Origin of the sequence: Chitinophaga sp. RAB17 (assembly GCF_052114225.1) — a bacterium.
Lineage (GTDB): Bacteria > Bacteroidota > Bacteroidia > Chitinophagales > Chitinophagaceae > Chitinophaga.
The window spans coordinates 390,852-410,531 of record NZ_JBFREI010000007.1; the positions used below are offsets into that span (position 1 = coordinate 390,852).

At 44.0% G+C, this 19,680-nt stretch carries 18 protein-coding genes and 1 tRNA gene; 10 read left to right on the forward strand and 9 right to left on the reverse strand.

What is annotated here, in order from left to right; genetic code table 11:
* Positions 1-305 precede the first annotated feature (305 nt).
* On the forward strand, positions 306-791 hold the full coding sequence (locus tag AB4Z08_RS23775; RefSeq protein ID WP_441576286.1) for a GNAT family N-acetyltransferase: 486 nt from the start codon (positions 306-308) through the stop codon (positions 789-791).
* A gap of 112 nt (positions 792-903) precedes the next feature.
* On the opposite strand, the gene AB4Z08_RS23780 is transcribed toward AB4Z08_RS23775, so the two are convergent.
* From AB4Z08_RS23780 to AB4Z08_RS23795, 4 genes are all read right to left on the reverse strand, one after another.
* Positions 904-1,641, reverse strand: a complete 738-nt coding sequence (locus AB4Z08_RS23780; RefSeq protein WP_441576287.1) for a 3-keto-disaccharide hydrolase — start codon at positions 1,639-1,641, stop codon at positions 904-906.
* Positions 1,642-1,689: 48 nt separating this feature from the next.
* On the reverse strand, positions 1,690-3,012 hold the full coding sequence (locus tag AB4Z08_RS23785) for a Gfo/Idh/MocA family oxidoreductase (RefSeq protein ID WP_441576288.1): 1,323 nt from the start codon (positions 3,010-3,012) through the stop codon (positions 1,690-1,692).
* A gap of 273 nt (positions 3,013-3,285) precedes the next feature.
* On the reverse strand, positions 3,286-4,791 hold the full coding sequence (locus AB4Z08_RS23790) for a sigma 54-interacting transcriptional regulator (RefSeq protein WP_441576289.1): 1,506 nt from the start codon (positions 4,789-4,791) through the stop codon (positions 3,286-3,288).
* A gap of 62 nt (positions 4,792-4,853) precedes the next feature.
* On the reverse strand, positions 4,854-5,948 hold the full coding sequence (locus tag AB4Z08_RS23795; protein ID WP_441576290.1) for a vWA domain-containing protein: 1,095 nt from the start codon (positions 5,946-5,948) through the stop codon (positions 4,854-4,856).
* A gap of 330 nt (positions 5,949-6,278) precedes the next feature.
* On the opposite strand from AB4Z08_RS23795, the gene AB4Z08_RS23800 reads away from it, so the two are divergent.
* Together AB4Z08_RS23800 and AB4Z08_RS23805 are read left to right on the forward strand one after the other, a co-directional pair.
* On the forward strand, positions 6,279-7,124 hold the full coding sequence (locus AB4Z08_RS23800) for a sugar phosphate isomerase/epimerase family protein (RefSeq protein WP_441576291.1): 846 nt from the start codon (positions 6,279-6,281) through the stop codon (positions 7,122-7,124).
* 19 nt (positions 7,125-7,143) lie between these two features.
* The gene (locus tag AB4Z08_RS23805) at positions 7,144-7,398 is read left to right on the forward strand and encodes a hypothetical protein (RefSeq protein ID WP_441576292.1); all 255 of its coding nucleotides are present in this window, start codon (positions 7,144-7,146) and stop codon (positions 7,396-7,398) included.
* Between the two features lie 56 nt (positions 7,399-7,454).
* Here the strand turns inward: AB4Z08_RS23805 and AB4Z08_RS23810 are convergent, their stop codons facing one another.
* From AB4Z08_RS23810 to AB4Z08_RS23825, 4 genes are all read right to left on the reverse strand, one after another.
* The gene (locus AB4Z08_RS23810; protein ID WP_441576293.1) at positions 7,455-10,688 is read right to left on the reverse strand and encodes a glycosyltransferase family 117 protein; all 3,234 of its coding nucleotides are present in this window, start codon (positions 10,686-10,688) and stop codon (positions 7,455-7,457) included.
* Positions 10,689-10,859: 171 nt separating this feature from the next.
* On the reverse strand, positions 10,860-11,153 hold the full coding sequence (locus AB4Z08_RS23815) for a putative quinol monooxygenase (RefSeq protein WP_441576294.1): 294 nt from the start codon (positions 11,151-11,153) through the stop codon (positions 10,860-10,862).
* Positions 11,150-11,977, reverse strand: coding sequence for an SAM hydrolase/SAM-dependent halogenase family protein (locus AB4Z08_RS23820; RefSeq protein ID WP_441576295.1), 828 nt, complete (start codon positions 11,975-11,977; stop codon positions 11,150-11,152). Before AB4Z08_RS23820 ends, AB4Z08_RS23815 begins: the two co-directional genes overlap by 4 nt.
* Before the next feature lie 245 nt (positions 11,978-12,222).
* Positions 12,223-13,035, reverse strand: coding sequence for an SDR family oxidoreductase (locus tag AB4Z08_RS23825; RefSeq protein WP_441576296.1), 813 nt, complete (start codon positions 13,033-13,035; stop codon positions 12,223-12,225).
* 201 nt (positions 13,036-13,236) lie between these two features.
* On the opposite strand from AB4Z08_RS23825, the gene AB4Z08_RS23830 reads away from it, so the two are divergent.
* From AB4Z08_RS23830 to AB4Z08_RS23860, 7 genes are all read left to right on the forward strand, one after another.
* Positions 13,237-13,309 (forward strand) — tRNA-Lys (locus tag AB4Z08_RS23830).
* Between the two features lie 250 nt (positions 13,310-13,559).
* Entirely contained in the window at positions 13,560-14,819 is a 1,260-nt protein-coding gene (locus AB4Z08_RS23835; protein WP_441576297.1) for a site-specific integrase, read from the forward strand.
* A gap of 250 nt (positions 14,820-15,069) precedes the next feature.
* Entirely contained in the window at positions 15,070-16,323 is a 1,254-nt protein-coding gene (locus AB4Z08_RS23840) for a hypothetical protein (RefSeq protein ID WP_441576298.1), read from the forward strand.
* Positions 16,324-16,477: 154 nt separating this feature from the next.
* Positions 16,478-16,756 carry a helix-turn-helix domain-containing protein gene (locus AB4Z08_RS23845; RefSeq protein WP_441576299.1) on the forward strand — a complete coding sequence of 93 codons (279 nt, stop codon included), beginning with the start codon at positions 16,478-16,480 and terminating at the stop codon, positions 16,754-16,756.
* On the forward strand, positions 16,756-17,022 hold the full coding sequence (locus AB4Z08_RS23850) for a hypothetical protein (protein WP_441576300.1): 267 nt from the start codon (positions 16,756-16,758) through the stop codon (positions 17,020-17,022). The genes AB4Z08_RS23845 and AB4Z08_RS23850 overlap by 1 nt, the downstream gene beginning before the upstream one ends.
* Before the next feature lie 2 nt (positions 17,023-17,024).
* Positions 17,025-17,690 (forward strand): hypothetical protein, encoded by a 666-nt coding sequence (locus AB4Z08_RS23855; RefSeq protein ID WP_441576301.1) that lies wholly within the window; start codon positions 17,025-17,027, stop codon positions 17,688-17,690.
* Positions 17,611-18,294 (forward strand): hypothetical protein, encoded by a 684-nt coding sequence (locus AB4Z08_RS23860; RefSeq protein WP_441576302.1) that lies wholly within the window; start codon positions 17,611-17,613, stop codon positions 18,292-18,294. Before AB4Z08_RS23855 ends, AB4Z08_RS23860 begins: the two co-directional genes overlap by 80 nt.
* Before the next feature lie 30 nt (positions 18,295-18,324).
* On the opposite strand, the gene AB4Z08_RS23865 is transcribed toward AB4Z08_RS23860, so the two are convergent.
* Positions 18,325-19,680, reverse strand: a complete 1,356-nt coding sequence (locus AB4Z08_RS23865; RefSeq protein WP_441576303.1) for a hypothetical protein — start codon at positions 19,678-19,680, stop codon at positions 18,325-18,327.

Below are 19,680 nucleotides of genomic sequence, written 5' to 3' on the forward strand. Positions count from 1 at the left end.
ACAAATGCGTAGAGGCTTACTGCTGGCAGGTTTCAGTCGTCGAAAATATTTATTAAAATAGCTGTGATAATGTCAATGTAAAAGGTTATATTGCATCCCCCCGCATCAGGCAGGACGAGTAAGCAGGAGGCATGAAATTTATCAATGATATACCAGAGCTATATTACACAGCGTATGTAATTTGATAATGAAGATATCCGGCAGCATGTCTACTAAAAAGAGGTGTTGTCTAAATTTATCCAAGCAAAAAGCCTTCTGCATGCAGAAGGCTTTTTGCGTTTTATATACAATTAAAAGAAGTGGTTATGACAGAGATTATTAAAGTAACCGCCGAAGATTCCAAGCACCTGGACCAGGTGAAGCTGCTTTTCCGCGAATATGCCAATTGGTTAAATGTTGACCTTAGTTTTCAGCAATTTGAAGAAGAGCTGTCACACTTGCCGGGTGTGTATGTACCTCCTGCCGGAGCATTGTTTCTGGCACAGGTAGATGGAAAACTGGCCGGCTGTGTGGCGGTTCGGTCATTCGACAACAGTACTGCAGAAATGAAACGTCTTTTTGTAAAGGATGTATTTAAGGGACATGGTGTAGGGAAGGCCCTTGCCAGCGCAGCTATTGAAGAGAGTAAGAAGCTGGGTTATAAACGTATTTTGCTGGATACCCTGGCGCATATGCGACCGGCTATTGATTTATATACTTCATTAGGATTTCAGCCCATAGCGGCGTATTATGATAATCCTATCAGTGATGCGGTGTATTTATCGCTGAATATAGAAGAAGCAACGGTTTAGCGAGCCAGCTTTTAGCCATTAGCTTTTAGGAAATGCAGCGGATGATTAACATAACATTGTCTTCGCTGCATTTCCTAAAAGCTAACAGCTAATGGCTAAAAGCTGCAACTGTTTACAGTTGCCTGATCCAGATATTTCTATAGCTTACCGGGTTACCATGGTCCTGTAAGGCGATAGACTTAGGGCCATGCTTTACGTAAAAAGGCTTGCCTATGTATTGTGTTTGTCCTTCCAATTCCACATTATTTTGTACCAGCACACCGTTTTGTAGTACCGTAGCACGTGCGGGCGATTTCAGGGACCCATCATCGTTAAAGCGGGGAGCGGTCCAGATCACATCGTAGGTTTGCCATTCGCCTGGTTTTTTGCAGGCATTTACCAACGGAATTTTTTGTTTATAGAAGCTGCCGGCCTGCCCGTTGGAGTAGGTGCGGTTATTGTAATTATCCAATACCTGCAGTTCATAGTACTCCTGCATGAAAATACCGCTGTTGCCGCGTCCCTGGCTTTCTCCTTTTACTTCAGCAGGTGTGCGCCATTCGATATGCAGTTGAAAATCTTCGAACTGTTGTTTGGTTTTAATAAGGCCGCTGCCTTTTACCACCGTCATCGCATCATTTTTCACTTCCCACGTAGCGGGGCCTCCTTTTTCTGCTTCCCAGTTGTCCAGGTTTTTACCGTTGAACAGGATGATGGCATCAGAGGGAGCGGTTAATGTTTCTGTTCCGGCATTAATTACTTTGGGAACCGGCTCCCAAACCTCTGTGGCTTCGGGTTTCATCTGCTCATTGTTTTGCGCCGCTGCAGCAAGGGATAGCAGCGTGCAGGCAGAAAGAAATAACGTACGCATATGTCTTTTTATTTTTTTGGTAGATGAAAATGGTGTTGTCGTTGTCGTTTATACGCTTACGTTAGGAAGCCTATAGCCGTTATGGTATTGCGCTGCTAACAGTTTATTGGCAGTCCTATCGGTAAATTTACCTTTGGCGTCGTCCCAGTAAACTTTTCTGCCGGTACGATACGCGATGTTACCCATTTGTGCAGTAGTGGCCACCAGGGCGCCTACCTGTACGGGGGCATGGAGATCGTCCAGCTTACGGGATTTCACTACTTCCACAAAATTGGTGGTATGAAGATCTAGGCCGTTGTCCACTGATTTTTGTCTGGGTACGGCTTCCATTTTACCTTTTTCAGGAATCACTTCCCAGCCGCCGCGGTCCAGCACCAGGGTACCATTGTTGCCGATAAATGCAATACCATGATCACGGCCATAAGGACCGCCATCGATACCTGTTGCCTGTTCCCACTGAATATTATAGTCTTCAAATTCGTATACGGTAGTGAGGGTATCCGGTGTTTCTGCGGCGTCATCGGGGTAAGCAAACTTACCACCTGCAGCCATAATAGATTTAGGTGCACCGGATTTCATACCCAGCAGGGCATAATCCAGGAGATGTACGCCCCAGTCGGTCATCAGTCCACCGGCATAATCCCAGTACCAGCGAAAGTTAAAATGGAAGCGGTTTTCGTTGAATGGTCTGTTGGTGGCGGGGCCCAGCCATGATTGGTAGTCAACTCCCGGTGGCGGGGTGCCGTCTGGTTTTACAGGAATGGATTTCATCCAGCCCATATATGCCCAGGCCTTTACCAGGCGTACTTTGCCTAGTTTGCCGGAATGTACAAATTCGATGGCATCTCTGAAATGTTGCTGGCTGCGCTGCCATTGTCCTACCTGTACGGCGCGGCTGTGTTGCTGTTGCGCAGCTACCATAGCACGACATTCAATGATGGAGTTGCCCATGGGCTTTTCTACGTATACATCTTTGCCGGCAGAACAGGCATCTGTCATTTGCAGGCAATGCCAATGATCGGGGGTACCAATGATCACAGCATCGATGTTTTTATCTTCCAGCAGTTTACGGTAATCGCTGTAAGCTTTTACTTTGATGCCTTTCTGCGCCAGTTCGCCTACACGTTTGTCGAGTACATTATTGTCGACGTCGCAGAGGGCTACGCATTGTGCTGCCGGGTTTTTCAGCATGGCTGTTAAATCGGCCCAGCCCATTCCATTAATGCCAATGGCAGCGATGTTAAGTCTATCGCTGGCTGCCACGGATCTCAGCGGTAATGCCTGCAGAGAGGCTGGCAGGGCAGATACCAATCCGGCTCCAGCCATCAGCGTAGAGGCAGATTTGATGAAGTTTCTACGGGAATTGTTCATGTAATAAAACGGTTTTTTGTAATTGTGGAATTGACACTTAAATATACAAAATAGAGAAAATTAGCGATGATTTCAGCGGTTTTTGTCGAAGGCAGGATTATACTGATTTTGATGATTTTCCCGATTTTGTTTTCCCGATCAAAAAGATTAGCGAAGATCACCACATAATATGGCCATCTTCGCTAATCTTTTTTTATCTTATAAAATCAAAAAGTAAAATCGGGAAAATCATCAAAATCAGTATAATCCTGCCTTCGACAAAAACTCGCTGTATTATTCTTCTTCCGGTTCTTCGCTATCGCCGCCCAGGCTGAAGTTCATCATGGTGCCCAGCAGGTCACTGAAGCGGGTTTCATTTTCCACTACTTTTTTGCTGATGAGTGAATAGGACGACAGGCCATGGAGTACAAATTCCATGAGGAGCAGGGCCTCTTTGTTATTGGCTTTAGGGAATCTGGCTTTAATCAGTTCCTTAAGGCCTTCCACTTTGCTGAGGGTAGCTTCGTATTGTTTATCGCTGACATCCTGTAATAATTGTACGGCATTGCCTTTGTCGAACCACTGAATAACACTGCGGTAGGGATTTTCAGCGGGAGCGCCCTGTTTCTTTTTCTTGAAAGAATCGGGGTTGGGGAAGTAAAGGGCGAAGAGGGTACGAATGGCTTTGTCGAGCAGGTTATGCGCTACCTGCAGGGGGCCTTCCTGTTCGCCTTCGTATACCAGTTCTATTTTACCGGTAATAGCAGGGATGATGGCCTGTAAATCGGCTATCCGCACCTGTGTTTCTTTTTCCTTGTTGATGATGGCACGGCGTTCTCCGGCGCTGACCGCGTTTTCGTAGGCCGCGATGGTGAGACGGGCAGACACACCACTTTTTTTATCTACATATTCACTGGTGCGTGCTTCGAAAGACACCTGTTCAATGAGGCGTTTTACCATGTCGGCGATCTGCACTTTTGTGAGCTGATCGGCATGTATATCGGCTTCCTGTTCGGTGATGAGCAGGGCGTTTTCGATTGTTTTCGGGTAGTGGGTGATGATCTGGCTTTCGATCCTGTCTTTCAACGGAGTAACGATAGAGCCGCGGTTCGTATAGTCTTCCGGGTTAGCGGTGAAGATAAACAGGATATCCAGTGGCATCCTTACTTTGAAGCCTCTGATCTGTATATCGCCTTCCTGGAGGATATTAAACAGGGATACCTGTATACGTGCCTGCAGATCGGGTAATTCGTTGATCACGAAGATGCCGCGGTTAGAGCGGGGAATGATACCGAAGTGGATCACTCTTTCATCGGCGTAGCTGAGTTTCAGGTTGGCGGCCTTGATGGGGTCAATATCCCCCACGAGGTCAGCTACGGAAACATCGGGTGTAGCCAGCTTTTCGCCATATCGTGCGCTGCTGTGCAGCCATGTGATCGGTGTTTGGTCACCTTTTTCTGCTATGAGGTCGCGCGCGTAGCGTGACAGCGGATTAAACGGATCGTCATTGACTTCGGAACCTTCGATGATTGGAATATATTCGTCGAGGAGGTCCGTCATTTGCCTGGCCATACGTGTTTTTGCCTGTCCGCGTAAACCAAGGAAAAGGATGTTGTGCCTGGAGAGCAGGGCTCTTTCTGTATCGGGTATTACAGTGTCTTCATAACCGATGATACCAGGGAAGGTGCTTTCTTTATCTTTTAATTTTTTAATCAGGTTACGTCTGATCTCTTCTTTTACTGATACTGATTTATAGCCACTTTTTTTAAGTTCGCCTAATGTTTTTATGCTTGTATTCATCTTCTATAATTACGAATTACAAATTACGGATTACGGTTTGTGAATGAGATGTTGCGGATCTCTTAATAGAATTTTCTTTTACCGCTTTCAAAGTCGCGGAAGAGAAATTGTCCCAGTTTATCTGTGCCGGAAAAGAAGGCTTTACCGTTGTTGGTTTCGGTAAATTCCTGAACGAACTTTTGCAGCCATGGATCTGTGGCTACCATGAAGGTAGTAATAGGTATTTTCAATTTTTTGCATTGTGCGGCCAGGTTAAGGGTACGGTTCAGTATTTTCCTGTCGAGGCCGAAGCTGTTTTTATAATATTGAGATCCTATTTTCAGGCAGGTGGGCTTGCCGTCAGTGATCATAAATATTTGTTTGTTAGGATTGCGCCGGCGGCGGAGAAGGTCCATCGCCAGTTCCAGGCCAGCAACGGTATTGGTATGGAAAGGTCCTACCTGCAGATAGGGGAGATCCTTGATCTCTATCTGCCACGCATCATTTCCGAATACGATGATGTCGAGGGTATCTTTGGGATACCGGGTAGTGATCAGTTCTGCCAGGGCCATGGCCACCTTTTTGGCGGGTGTGATCCTGTCTTCTCCATAAAGGATCATGGAGTGGGAGATATCGATCATCAGGGCGGTAGACGTTTGTGTTTTGAAATCCGTTTCTTTCACTTCCAGGTCGTCCTGGCTGATAGAGAAACTGTCTATGCCGTGATTGATCTGGGCGTTGCGGATGGAGGCGGTAATGTCCAGCTGGTCCACGCCATCGCCAAATTCGAATGGGCGTGTTTCGGCATTGAGCTCATCGCCCATGCCGGATTTGCGGACATTATGATTGCCGGTGGCCGACTTCTTCAGTTTACCGAAGATTTCTTCCAATGCGTTTTTACGGATGGTTTGTTCCGCTTTGGAAGTAAGTTCCACGGCTCCGCTTTCCTCGTTTTCGCGAAGATATCCTTTGTCTTTCAGCTCCTGTATAAAGTCGCCGATACCATAATCCTGGTTAGTAAGATTATATTCCTTGTCCAGCTCAGTGAGCCACTGTAGCGCTTCTGAAACATCTCCACTGGTGTAGGTGAGGAGTTGGGTAAAAAGGTCCAGTAGTTTCTGGAAAGGTGGTTTTTTATTTTCGTCCGGGTTGAACCTGGTAAATTGTATTCCTCTCATAGCACGTCTTCTGAATTAAATTTACCACTTTTCGGTTAGAAAGTACACCCTATTGCGAAGAGCTTGATAGGAGTGCCTTTCGGTGCTTGTCTTTGGCAGGATTATACTGATTTTGATGATTTTATTTCTTTTTATAGCGCTGCTTTCTTCTTTTCCGGAAGCTTTAAGTAAAGGATAATACTATTTTTAGGATAAGCTACAATCATCAAAATCAATATAATCCTGCTAAAGACAATCGCCGCAGGCGATCTCCTCCGCTACAATTTCTTGCGTGAAAACTTGCATTTTATCCTGAAAGCAACTACTTTCAATCATCAAAAAAATATTCATATGAAAAAACTGAGAAATGCATTGATGCTGGCAGGCGGATTAGCAGTTGCATTATTTGCAAAATCTGCGGCTGGACAAGCCAGGGCAGATGCATTGGGCTGGAAGCTGGGAGCGCAGGCATGGACATTCAATCATTTTACATTAGCAGAAGCGCTGGATAAAATGGATAGCTGCGGCATCCAGTATGTGGAAGCTTTTCCAGGCCAGGTAATTGGTGGTGGTATTGAAGGTAAATTTGATTACCACATGTCACCGGAACAGCAGGAAAAGGTGAAATCTTTATTTAAAAAGAAACACAAGGTGCTGATGGCATTTGGTGTAGTAGTACCCGGATCTGCGGCAGAATGGCGCATGTTGTTTGATTTCGCCAACAGAATGGGTATTCAGAGCATCACTTCCGAACCTAAGGAAGAAGACCTGGACCTGATTTCTTCCCTGTGTGACCAGTACAATATTAAACTGGCGATCCATGATCACCCTAAACCAAGTCATTACTGGAATCCTGAAATTGTGCTGGCAGCTATCAAAGGCAGAAGCAAATTAATGGGCGCCTGCGCTGATATTGGCCACTGGGTGCGCTCAGGTCTGGATCCGGTAGAATGTATTAAAAAACTGGAAGGTCATATTGTAAGCCTGCATTTTAAAGATCTGAACGATAAATCTGCAGATTCACATGACGTTATCTGGGGTAACGGTGTTAGCCAGATGCCTAAAGTACTGGAAACCCTGAAGAACCAGAAGTTCAAAGGATTGTTTTCTGCTGAATATGAATATAACTGGGATAACAATGTGCCAGAAGTGAAAGCCAGTGCTGCTTTCTGGAGAACAATGGTGTCTAACCTGTAATTAACTTTTCATCCCCGGGATGATGTGGTCCGGAGATAACGGTGATGCTTCACCGGGATCTCCGGATTTTTTATTGTTGCTGGAAGAGGAGGGGATCGCCTTTGGCGATTGTCTTTACCAGGATTATACTGATGCAGATGATTTGCATTGTTGTGAGCGCATTGTTGAAAGTGCCCTGCGAGGGGTTTACTTCTCCCGAAGGGAAATTAAAAGCGGGGGAGATGGCAGTCGGCAGGACTTCTCCCGAAGGGAAACTATAACAGGTAGTATATAAAAAAAGGAAAGCCCATACCAGCAACGGTATGGGCTTTCCTTTTTTTCGGCAGATGATTACTTCGAAGTATCTTCTGCAGCTTGTACTGCGTTGGAATCTTCTGTATTCATTTGTATTACGCCTTCTTTGTTTCTTTTAGTGCCGTTTACACCATAGTCAGATTTCATTTGGTGTAACCAGGTGATGAACTGTTGTGCATTCTGGCCATCGCGTTGTAAGTCGTTGGTCATTTTGCTGGCAGGTAGTTGTGCATAGTAGCGCAGCTGTTGCTCGCAATCTCTGATCACTTTGTCTGCCAGTTCATCGGCCCTCTTCGCATCACCCGCTATGTAATAAGCGTAGATGGTTTGGATAGAGGTATAGTTGTGCATGTTGCCCGGAGTAGTCATTGCATACGGGAAGTTAGTTTCCAGTATACCCTTATCCATATAATGAAGCACATTCAGGGCGCTGTCTTTCGACATACCATTCTGTGTCATGGCTACAGACAATTTAGTGAATGCCTGACGGAGGTACATGATCATTTTCCTGTTGGGCTCATCGAAGTAAGTACCGCGGGTTTGTGCGCCACCGAACTCAAATTTGTGCATCAGGTTATCATACATCACGCCTACGTTCGCATTGATATCCATGCCCAGCGGATCAGCAGCTGTTTGCTTAGCCAATGGCACGAGGTGGTAGGTGAGACCATCTGTCTGCATATATTCATTCAGGCCGAGATCAGTAGGGCTGGTAAAGTAGATAGGTCTTTTCCAGTTGTTGGCAGAAATGATGTCATATACAGCGAGGTCATTTTTCAGCAGGTAGTTTTTAGTGATTTTGAAAGGCATGGAAGGTAAAATCTTCGCACTGTCTTTCGCAGCCACCACGCCATTCGCTAGAATGGCCTGTTTGTCTACCGGAATATACAACTGACGGGTAGGCAGGAAGTTTTCTGCACCACCATCCTGGGTAGTCACTTTACTGTTAGGATCATCGCTTCCCATGAAGTTCATGATCTCAATCAGGTTAAAGGACTTGTTGGCAGGAATATTACCCGGATCGAAGAAGCGGATGTAGTTGCGGTTTTCGCCCTGGTATTTATCAGCAGACCAGGTCATTGGAATAGCAGGGCTTTCGTTTACGGCTCTGCGCATCTGATCAATGTACCAGTCAACACCGAGGAGACTCAGGTTGATCACGCGGATATCCGGACGGATGCCTTCTACTTCCTGTGCGTACCAGAGCGGATAAGTATCGTTATCACCTACGGTAAACAGGATTGCATTTTTCTGGCAGGATTCCAGGTAGTCTTTCGCCACATCTCTTGCTACGTACTTGGTAGAACGATCGTGGTCATCCCATTCCTGGAATGCCATGAGTACCGGTACTGTCAGCAAACAGATGGCGGTAGCCAGAACAGGACTGGCGGCGCCTTTAATTTTCTTTCTCAGGAAACTGTATACCGACAATACGCCTAAGCCAATCCAGATCGCATATGCGTAGAAAGAGCCTACAAAAGCGTAGTCACGTTCACGCGGCTGGTTACCGGCCTGGTTCAGGTAAATAATGATCGCAAAACCAGTAAAGAAGAACAGCAGTGATACGATGAGGGTATCTTTCCTGTGGTTATTATATTGGTAGAAGAAGCCCAGGAGACCGAGAATGAACGGCAGGAAGAACAGGGTATTGTGTGCCTTGTTATCTTTCAGACTGTCCGGCAACATGCCCTGGTCGCCATAAATCAGGTTATCTATAAAAGGAATACCGGAAATCCAGTTACCATCGCGTACGTTACCGTAGCCTTGTGTATCATTTTGTTTACCGGCAAAGTTCCACATGAAGTAGCGGAAGTACATAAAGTTCACCTGGTATTGGAGGAAGAACTTCACGTTGTCCACCAAACCTGGTTTTTCGCCCTGCTGTAATCCCAGCCAGGATTTATAGAAATCAGCATGACCCTGATCATTGCTGGCATCCCATACACGTGGGAACAGCATCATGTCTTCGGGTGCATATACCGGATCCATTTTTTTACCAGCTATCACATATTTTTTAGGACCACGTGCATAGATGTTACCGCCTTCTTTGTATTCCACCGGACGAGCCGTAAATACCTGACCATAGATCAGCGGGAAATCACCGTATTGTTCACGACCCAGGTAACCTACCAGGGAAATGGGGTTGTCTACATTGTACATATCTACTGAAGGATTGGCAGTAGAACGTACCATAGTAGTAATATAAGTAGAGTAGCCCAGCAGCATGAACAGCACGAAAGTGATCGTGAGGCGGCTGAAGTGGGTGGCTTTGGCGAAATCTGTTTTTATACCTACCACTTTCATGAGGTAAGGGATGGCTACAAAGAACGCTGCCAGTACAAATTTGAAGAAGATAACCCCACCGCTGGCATCATTAAATGCAGGTACCAGGATAACAGTGGCGATTACGATGAAAGGAGCGTACAGGCCGAATTTCGGTTTTCTGTAGCCAATCACCAGTATTGCTATGATCAACAGGAAATAGAAGATAAATCCGGAGAAATATCCCATTCCGAGGGTGTTTACGAAGAATACGTCCATGTAACCGGAAGCCTTAACAGTATCCTGGATCAGGTATTTCTGTACCAGACCAGTGATACCACAACCAGCTACAAACGCCCAGAAAGTACCCCATCCGGTTACTTTGAAGCGTCTGAAGTAGTACACCATTACCATGGCAGGGATGGTGAGGAGGTTAAGGAGATGGACACCGATAGAGAGTCCCAGCAGGTAGCCGATCAATACGATCCAGCGGTCTGCATAAGGTTCATCGGCTTCATGTTCCCATTTCAGGATCGCCCAGAAAACGATGGCGGTAAAGAAAGAGGACATACCATATACTTCACCTTCAACGGCGGAAAACCAGAATGAATCGGAAAAGGTATAAGCCAGTGCACCTACGGCACCAGCACCCATGATGGCAATCATTTTTTCCTGTGAAATTTCTTCACCGGCTTTCACCATCAGTCGGCGTGCGAAGTGGGTGATGGTCCAGAACAGGAACAAAATAGTGAAACCACTGGCCAGGGCAGTCATCGTATTAACGCCCAATGCAGCCTGAGAAGGTTTCAGGAACATACTAAACAATCTTCCAAGCAACACGAACAACGGTGCTCCGGGCGGATGTGGAACCTGTACTTTGTAAGCACTTGAAATAAACTCGCCGCAGTCCCACAAGCTGCCTGTAGCTTCCATCGTTTTAATGTAAACAAAGCAGGCAATGATGCAGATGACCCAGCCGACCATGTTGTTGGTCCTTTTAAAATTCATAAGGTTGTTTTAAGGTCCGACAAAAATATAAAAAACAGCAAATTATGCTAATCTGACGAACAGTTTTAACTTTTTGTAAATATCTTTTTAGCTGTTAGCCTTTAGGTATTAGCTTTTAGGCTCCCGTTTTGCGTTAGAGGGGAGCTTAAAAAAGCATTAAACTTCAATTACTTAGAGGCTAACGGCGGTTTGGACGGTCCAGGCGGCAGGTTTTGCGTTGAACAGGACTTTGGTAGCGGCCCAGGTTTCGCGGAAGAGGTCTGACTCACGGTACTTCTCTAGCGCGGCTTCAGATTCCCATTGGCTGAAGGTAAACCAGGTATTTCCGGAAGCGGGATGTTCCCATAGTTCCAGGTGTGTACATCCGGGGAAATGGCGGATCAGCTGTTGTTGTTGCGAAAAGAGGGCCCGGAAGCTGTTTACTTTTTCCGGGTCAAATTCCATTTTAACGATACGGTTAATCATTGAAAAATTATTCTTACAGTTTGGTAGTACGACAGTTGCTGGTATCCCGAGGGCTGGGTAAGCTGATCTCTTCTAAAGCCCTGGAGGCCGAAAAGGCCGGCAGCATTTCCTTTATTAATGGCGATTTCCAGGTATCCGGCCGCATTGAAGAGGGCCAGTTTGGTTCCTTCCGGTACATCGGCATATGTTTCGCTGACCTGGTTGATGACCTCATCGCGGCGGAAGAAGATACGGAAGCGGCGATTTTTGCATTGCATATCGAACTGTTGCCGGGTGATGTTCACCACCACGTTCTCGAAGCTGTCGATATGAATGATTTGCCCTTCTATGAAGTCATCGCCTACCAGCGGTTGCAGGTTGTTCTTTACATTGATCTGTTGGGTTAATGGTCCCAGTTCGCCCAGCGCCTTGCCGCGGCTTAATTCTCTGGCAGCTGATGCCAGGAGTTGTATGATAGTAAAGGTATTTTTGGGTGCATCAGCAGGCAGCGGTATTTTGATCACCTTCTCCGGCATACCTCCAACAATCATAGTTAGCAGTCCGTTATCGGCGCAACCCATGTATTGCCCGTTGTGTTCCGCCACCAGTACATGATCCGGTCGCTTGTCAAATAAATTGATCAATACAAAATGGAAGGTACCCAGCGGGAAGTAAGCGAAGGCGCTTTTACAGATATAAGCAGCCTGTGGTAAGTTAAAAGGGCTTATGTGGTGTGTGATGTCCGTAACATGACATTCCGGGCAGTATTGCCAGAGCTGCCCTTTAATGGCACCTACCAGGTAATCCTGCATTCCTATGTCTGATGTTAATGTTATGATGGACATGCCAGAAAATCTAAATCCAAATCCCTATGTTCAAAACCCACAATTCAAATCCCGTCCTCACTATGCTATCTGTTTTCTCACAATCAGAATGACAAATTAAATGTGCGCTTTCCTTCCAAAAAAGATGCCATGGGGGTTATGTGAGCTAAACTTAGTGCAAATAAAGACAAAAAACCCGATGCGATCGTTATTTAGGTGGAATTTTTTCACACTAACGTTAACGGCTAAAGTGAAATAATTGTTTATTACTGCAGGGGAGAACCCGGTTCTTTTTTAAAGTGATTGTATACCATACCATCCAGAAAGCCCGGTAACAGTTTGCTGAGCAGCACCGTTAACTTGCCCTGACCGGTGAGTACCAGGGTACGTTTACGTTTGGCAATTGCTTTCGCTATAGCAGCAGCCACCGCCTCAGCACTCATCAGCTTTCCTTCTTCCAGCGGCGTTTCGCTCTGTGCCTGCCCCTTAGGGTTCAAGGCTGTATTACGTATGTTCGATGCCGTGAAGCCGGGGCATACCCACATCACGTTAACGCCTGTATGTAAATTTTCTGTCCGCAGCGCTTCCAGGAAGCCCTGCATCGCAAACTTAGAAGCTGAATAACCCGTACGTGCCGGCAAGCCCCTGTACCCAGCAATAGACGATACCCCTACAATTGTTCCCTTATTTGCCAGAATAGATTCAAACGCAAATTTGGTACAATACACAGTACCCCAGAAATTGATATCCATCAGCGACTTCAACACACCCACCTCCAGATCACGGAACATGGCACGCATAGAAATACCCGCGTTGTTAATGAGTATATCTATCTTCCCGAACTTCGCAATCGTACTTTCAATAAACGCTTTGCAGTCTGTCTCTATGCTGACATCCGCTACAAAAGTATATAGCGCTTTGTTATTGATTTCCTGTTGTAAGGCATCGAGGGCATTTTGCTTTCTGCCACAAACGGCTACCGTAGCACCATGCGCCAGTAATTCTGATACCAGTGCTTTTCCAATTCCGGACGATCCACCGGTGATGACAACCGTCTTGTTTTGAAAGTATGTTTTCATGGGTATAATTTAAGCCCCACAAAAATAGGCGAGAAGATGATAGTAACAGCATTTTATTACTTCTTATTTACATTACTGTAACTGCCGCTTTTTATGTTTAGTTGTTTGTAATGCTTGTCCACGTTGTGTTTGGAGGTTTTTAGAAGAAAAATTTGGCAGGAAAAAAAATATTGTTATTTTTGCAACCGCTTAACAGCAAAGGATTCCCTAGCTCAGTTGGTAGAGCAATACACTTTTAATGTATGGGTCTTGGGTTCGAGTCCCAAGGGGATCACAACAAAGAATACAAACAGTATCAAAGCCGCATAAATCGCACGATTTACGCGGCTTTTCTGTTTTTGGGATATAAAGGTTTATCATTCAAAACGAAGGTGAATGGTAACATAAAAGGTTACACCTGCAATACTTAAATTTAGTGTAACCTTTCTCTCTGTAATGCTTCACTGATCAGGGTTTTAGGACTTCAAACCAAAACAATTAACACCAAACAACACCACAAGTGTTAACCTAAACCCACAAACAAGATGAAAGTCAGTCAAGAATTATCAATTTCATTCTGGTTAAGGAAGGACAACAAGAATCCCGCCGGCAAGGCAACTATTATGCTGCGTATTATCATCGATGGTCAGCGGGATGGTTTCTCACTGGGGTACCAGGTGGAACCGGTGAGGTTCAATAACAAAGCCGCTGAAGTTGCCGGCAAATCGATGGAGGCCATCGAGATTAACAAACATATTCTCCATGTAAGGGGAGAGCTGATCCGTTACTATAACCTTTTGAAGGCACAAGGTCCTACCGTTACACCTACCATGCTAAAGAATGCTTATCAGGGTGTGGGCATTGAGAAAAAGACCTTAATACAGGTCATCGACTACCACAACGAAAAATTCAAAGAGAAAGTAGAAAAAGAAAAACGTTCTGAAGGCACGCTGAAGAAATGGTACACCACAAAGGAAAAGGTAGTTACTTTTCTAAGAACAGTATTTAAGCTCCCCGATATCCCAACGGAAAGGATTGAATATGCTTTTGCGGAAGACTTCTTTGATCACATGACCCTTACGGAAGGGATACAGGATAACACCGCCATGAAGTACTTGAAAAATATAAAGCAGGCTTTAAAGCTGGCAGTTCAAAGAAAATGGCTTAGTTCAAATCCTTTGGAGGACTACGTATGTACCTATGTAAATCCGGAGCGCGATATCCTGAGCATTGAGGAGTTGAGCACCTTATATCACAAAGAGTTCAAAATTCCACGTCTGCAGGAAACCAAAGACGCCTATCTTTTTATGGCGCTTACCGGCTACGCCTATAAAGATGCGCTGATGCTGAGCCCTGATAATATCTCCAAATTCTTTGACGGCGAAGACTGGATCATAAAGAATAGAGAAAAGACCTGGTGCCGTGAAAACGTTCCCTTGTTGCCCATCGCAAAGGAAATTCTAGCTAAATATAAAAATCATCCCTATTGCGTGGCGAACAATGTTCTCCTGCCAATCAACAGCAATCAACGTTTCAATGGGTACCTCAAAGAGGTGGCGGATCTTTGTGGTATCAATAAGAACCTTACTACCCATACCGCCCGGCATACATTTGCCACAACCGTTACGTTAGCCAACGGGGTACCGCTGGAAACAGTAAGTGCCATGCTGGGACATAAATCTATCCGGACAACGCAGATCTATGCGAAGATTGTTGCCAGTAAAGTCAGCGGAGATATGAAGACGTTGAAGAGCATATTTAACCTTTCTCTACCGGTTTCTCTTACATCGCATGCCGCTGCCTAATGCAAACTTATCAAGGTGGGGTGTTATCATTGCCCACCTTGATTTTCATAAGCATATTTTAATTATCAGATTTTAATAAATGATAACTTCTTTTTTGTGAAGTATGCTTATATTCATTTAAAATGTAGTTATATAGCTATTGTTGTGTTGATGCCCTGAATATTATTTCCAGTCGTGTGAAAGCTAATTACTAGCTTTTTTTGTAGATAACCCAAACTTGACGTAATCACCCCCAAAATCATCCATTATTATGCAGCACCAGCATTATCAACTTTCCTATTTCGAAAAACTGATTCATGTTGATCTCAAACAAGCTACTTCCAAGCAAAAAGAACCTGACAGCACTTTTTTTGCTTTCTCGGTTTCAGATATTATCAGTAACAAGAACAGTATGTTGCAAAACTTCAATCAATACCTCTGTGATCTTGGGAAAAGAAAACAAGTAGATTGGTATGTCAGTATGCATCAGCACCAACTGGTATTACTCATGGAGGAAATGGCGACCTGCCTGCCAGAGGCTGATCTTATCTGTCAGCAGGTATCATTAACAGAAGCTACCTGGCTAAATCTTTATAAGATTATTTACTGTAACTTATGTGAACTCCTTTCATTTCTGGAGCGTAAGTTTGAGTGTTATTTGGACATTGATTGCCGGCTTCCATCTTCGTATCTGATAACTGCTAAGACTACCCTGTTCCAGGATATTGACTTGCTAAGAGAGCGGTTTGAAGCAACGGCCGTTGATAAGCATTTACTGTCAATAGTATTTCAGCCATTCACTGATTGTATAAAAGCTGATCGGAGAGATTCTTCAATTACTTACCGGCAACTTTATTTCTTAAAGGAAATGAAGAAGCAGCTGTTTGAATTGCTGGATGGTAGGGCAGATGATTTAACAGAGAGATTAAAGAAGGTTTTACATTACCTCAATTTTAACAGTGTACAATATTTCGATTACTGGACGGAAGCTATTAATACCGAAATTGAAAATTTACCTACCATCCGCGAAAAACTCGACAGGCTTATTTATCTTCAAAAGAAGGTTAACCAGGCTACCGTTAAACCTGGATTTGCCTATAGTAAACTACGTGCTTCCCTTCAAAGTCAGTTACAGTCCTGGTTGGCAGAAGAGATCAATTACCAGAAAGATAAAGAATCCTTAGAAGGCAGCAGTCATACCTCTGAAGAGCTGGGCCGTTGGAAAGACTTTAAAGTACTGACGAACTTCTCCGTGCCTCAACTTGGCAATTTTCTCAGATTGCTGATGGAGAGTGGTTTTTATCTCAATAAGAACAGAACGGAGGTACTGGATTTCTTTTCTCATTTCTTTACCACTGTTAAACAGGACAGCGTTTCTCCCGGCAGTCTGCGAAGTAATTTCTATAAAGACAACGCAGCTGTGTCGAAAACAGTGCGCGATATTTTAACTGACCTGGTTAAATTCTCTCATAAGGGAATGAGCGTTGCCGCTTTCTTTACGCTGAGTATTTCTATGATAATATAGGCTTTCACTATTAAATATCATATGGTGAAAATAATTATGCCAAATTCTTCCTATTAATAATCAGATAGTTACAGGGGGTACCAGTACCCCTGTGACTGTTCCCGTGTAGGAAATATTTTTTCCTTTGCTGCCATACCAAACAACCTCAAAACTTATGGCAGTAGAAATTCTAACACGCGAAGATTTCGCGGTCTTCAAAACAGAATTATTCAGAGAGCTACGCGAATTACATAATGCTCCAGCCATTCAACCCCGCAAATGGCTAAAATCCCATGAGGTCCGTGACCTCCTTAGTATTTCACCTGGTACCCTCCAAAACATGCGTATAAATGGTACGCTTGCTTATACCAAAATTGGCGGCCTGATCTTTTACGATCATGATGATATCCTCAAACTATTAGGTAGCAAAAAGAAAGACTTAAAACATTCCTGATGAAAACAGCTGCACAGCCCAACTACATCAGGCATGTGAATGCCTTCTTCGCGCAGGTGAGGAGAGATGATCGCTTACATACCAATCATGTCAGCCTTTATATGGCTTTATTCCAAGTATGGAATCAACGGCATTTTAAACAGTCTTTTCCCATCCTGCGCGACGAAGTCATTTCGCTCAGCCGCATCGGTTCCATGAATACATATAGCCGTTGTATAAAAGAGCTGCATTGCTATGGGTACATTCTGTATCAACAGGCCGGTTGACCATGCCTGGTATTGTTACCATTCTTCCGCTTCCGGGATCATCTGAGGATGACACTACCCAACTTCAGTTATTTGATGAACTAAATGGGGGGAAACCAGATCCTCCAAATAGCCACTTCAGTCGCAAAATTGATACCGGCGATAGTCCCAAAAATGCGACTACGCCGTGTCGCAAAAATGATACTGGTTCGTGTCTCAAAATTGCGACTATGCCTTGTCGCAAAAGTGATACTATACCAGTCGCAATTTTGCGACACTTTAATAAACAAATAAACAAGTATAAACGAGAGAGAGAAAACATACTCCCGCTCTCAAAAAAAAATTATAAAAATGAAATTAAAAATCCCCAAAGCGATCAGTATACACCCCGCGCGGAAAATGCAGATGCTGCCAGGCGTCTTCTCCCCACCTTGCCCCAGGTGCAGGACTTTTTTAATACCCACCTCTACCCGGCGATGGAAGCAGGCAAGTTTTTTCACCACTACCAGGCCAATGACTGGCGACAATCGGGCAAGACACTGATCACCGACTGGCAGGCGGCAGCCCACAAATGGATACTAAATATTCCCTCTCTAAAAACTGTAACCCATGACAGATACACCAAACAATCAACCGGGCCAGGAAGGCTCCATGTCAATGAAAACAAAAGCTATTCAGAGCCCTTATGATTACTACCTGCTGATGCAGCAGCTGGAGGAGCATGGAAAGAATGTGTATGGCGAGCGGTTCCGGATTGATGATATAGACCGGCCGGTGGTGGTGAAACTACTTGCTTACTTCCTACAAGATGAAAAAATTGCTGCAGCTGAGGGGATAGACTTACACAAGGGGATCCTGCTTACCGGCAAGATTGGCTGCGGTAAGACCTCTCTTATGACGCTTATGAGGCCCCTGGCTCCGGAGTCCTATCGGGCGCATATGGTTTCCTGCCGCGAGATCAGCTTTGAGTTTAGTCGGATAGGGTACGATGCTATAAGCCGGTATAGTAAGAATGCCTTCTTTCCATATACGAACGTGCCAAGGGTTCATTGTTTTGATGATCTGGGACTAGAGCAGAGTGTTAATTATTGGGGGAATAATTGCAATGTGATGGGGGAGATATTGCTTTCTCGGTATGACCTGTTTATATCGAATAAGATGATAACGCATGTGACGACGAATTTGAATAGCGAGGAGCTGGAGGAGTTTTACGGGAATCGGTTGAGAAGTAGAATGAGGGCGATGTTCAACCTTATTGCTTATAATATAAATACAGCTGACAAAAGAAATTGATGTCATTATTCTAAGCTCTACCTACATAGGCTATAATCCCACACTCCATAAGAATGTTTTATTAAAGTGTTGAATATTATGAGAATAAATTTTTGGCGTTTTCTTAAAGTTATAGGGTGAATGAGCAATTTGTGTATCCTTGAGCCAAATTTTTATCTCATCTATGTCGAACCAAATATCTTCCCATAGATCTGAATATATATAAGGTTCTGAGAGAGAATCCCAGTACCCAAATTTTAAACCAATACTATCGAGCCAAAATTTGAGGTGGGTTTTCGATGTACCTGTTTGACGTAAGATGCTCTCATTAATCATTGTGTTGAAAAGTAAAAGCAAAGCTGCTCTCGAAATGATACCAACTGGGTCTGTATCGCTTTCGGTTACCGGAATCGAAAACCTTTTGTTTTTGGCATAGTCGAATACTAGATTATCCAGAGACTCAGTTTTTCTACTGAAAAATGAGGAATAATGATTTCTTTTTAAATCCTGAGGTCCAAGTCCCAATCGTGTAAAGATAGGAGCCCATTCCGTGGCTGGGTCTAAACTACTAAGAGGTTTGCTAAAGATATTGGGAGATAATATCTCAAGTGCGCTTCTCAAAATTGAGTCGGAGAATAGATTATTTGGAGCACATAATTTCCATAATTCATTAATGAACTCTAAACGCAACGTGATGTCGTCTGAAAATCGACTAATTGTTTGATCAAAACATTGTGGATTGTAACTGACAAAATTTCTGAAGTTTTTTTCTTCTTGGATGATGGCCATATCTACACTCCATGTATTAAGCCAATCTTTAGCAACATTTCCGGGAACACTGGAACCGGGTGACCACCCGAATGCATTAAACCAGTCTTTAAGAGAGCTGCTATTTATCCTTAACTGATTTAATAACGTGTTTAAGTTAGAAGGACTGCTTAACCATTGATCAAAGACATTTTTTGCGAAAATATGGGTTTGTTGACTTGGAACTGCCTTTATAGCTTGACCGTGCGAATTAACAATTACATTTTGTCCATTAAAAACGCCGATCCCCTGAGATGCAAGAAAAGACATTATAGCTCTTAACTCAGCATAGTATGCGTTGTGTATAGCATTAGCATAATCTCCTTCTATTAAAGAGTTAATAGAAGCCGATAAATAAGACCATCCATTAAAGCAATGAAGGAATATTGATGAGGAAATGTAGTCGATTAATTCTTGATCATTTATTGTGTTCGCTGCAAAGTCAGTCTTGATTTTATCAACAGTATTAACAATATATCTATTATTAGGATCAATCCATGTATTGCTTGTATTATATCTTGATTTTAAGTTAGATAATGCAGTGAGAATATGATTGTTGGAAGCTTGTGCCAAATTACTAATAGGGGGAATAGAAGCCAT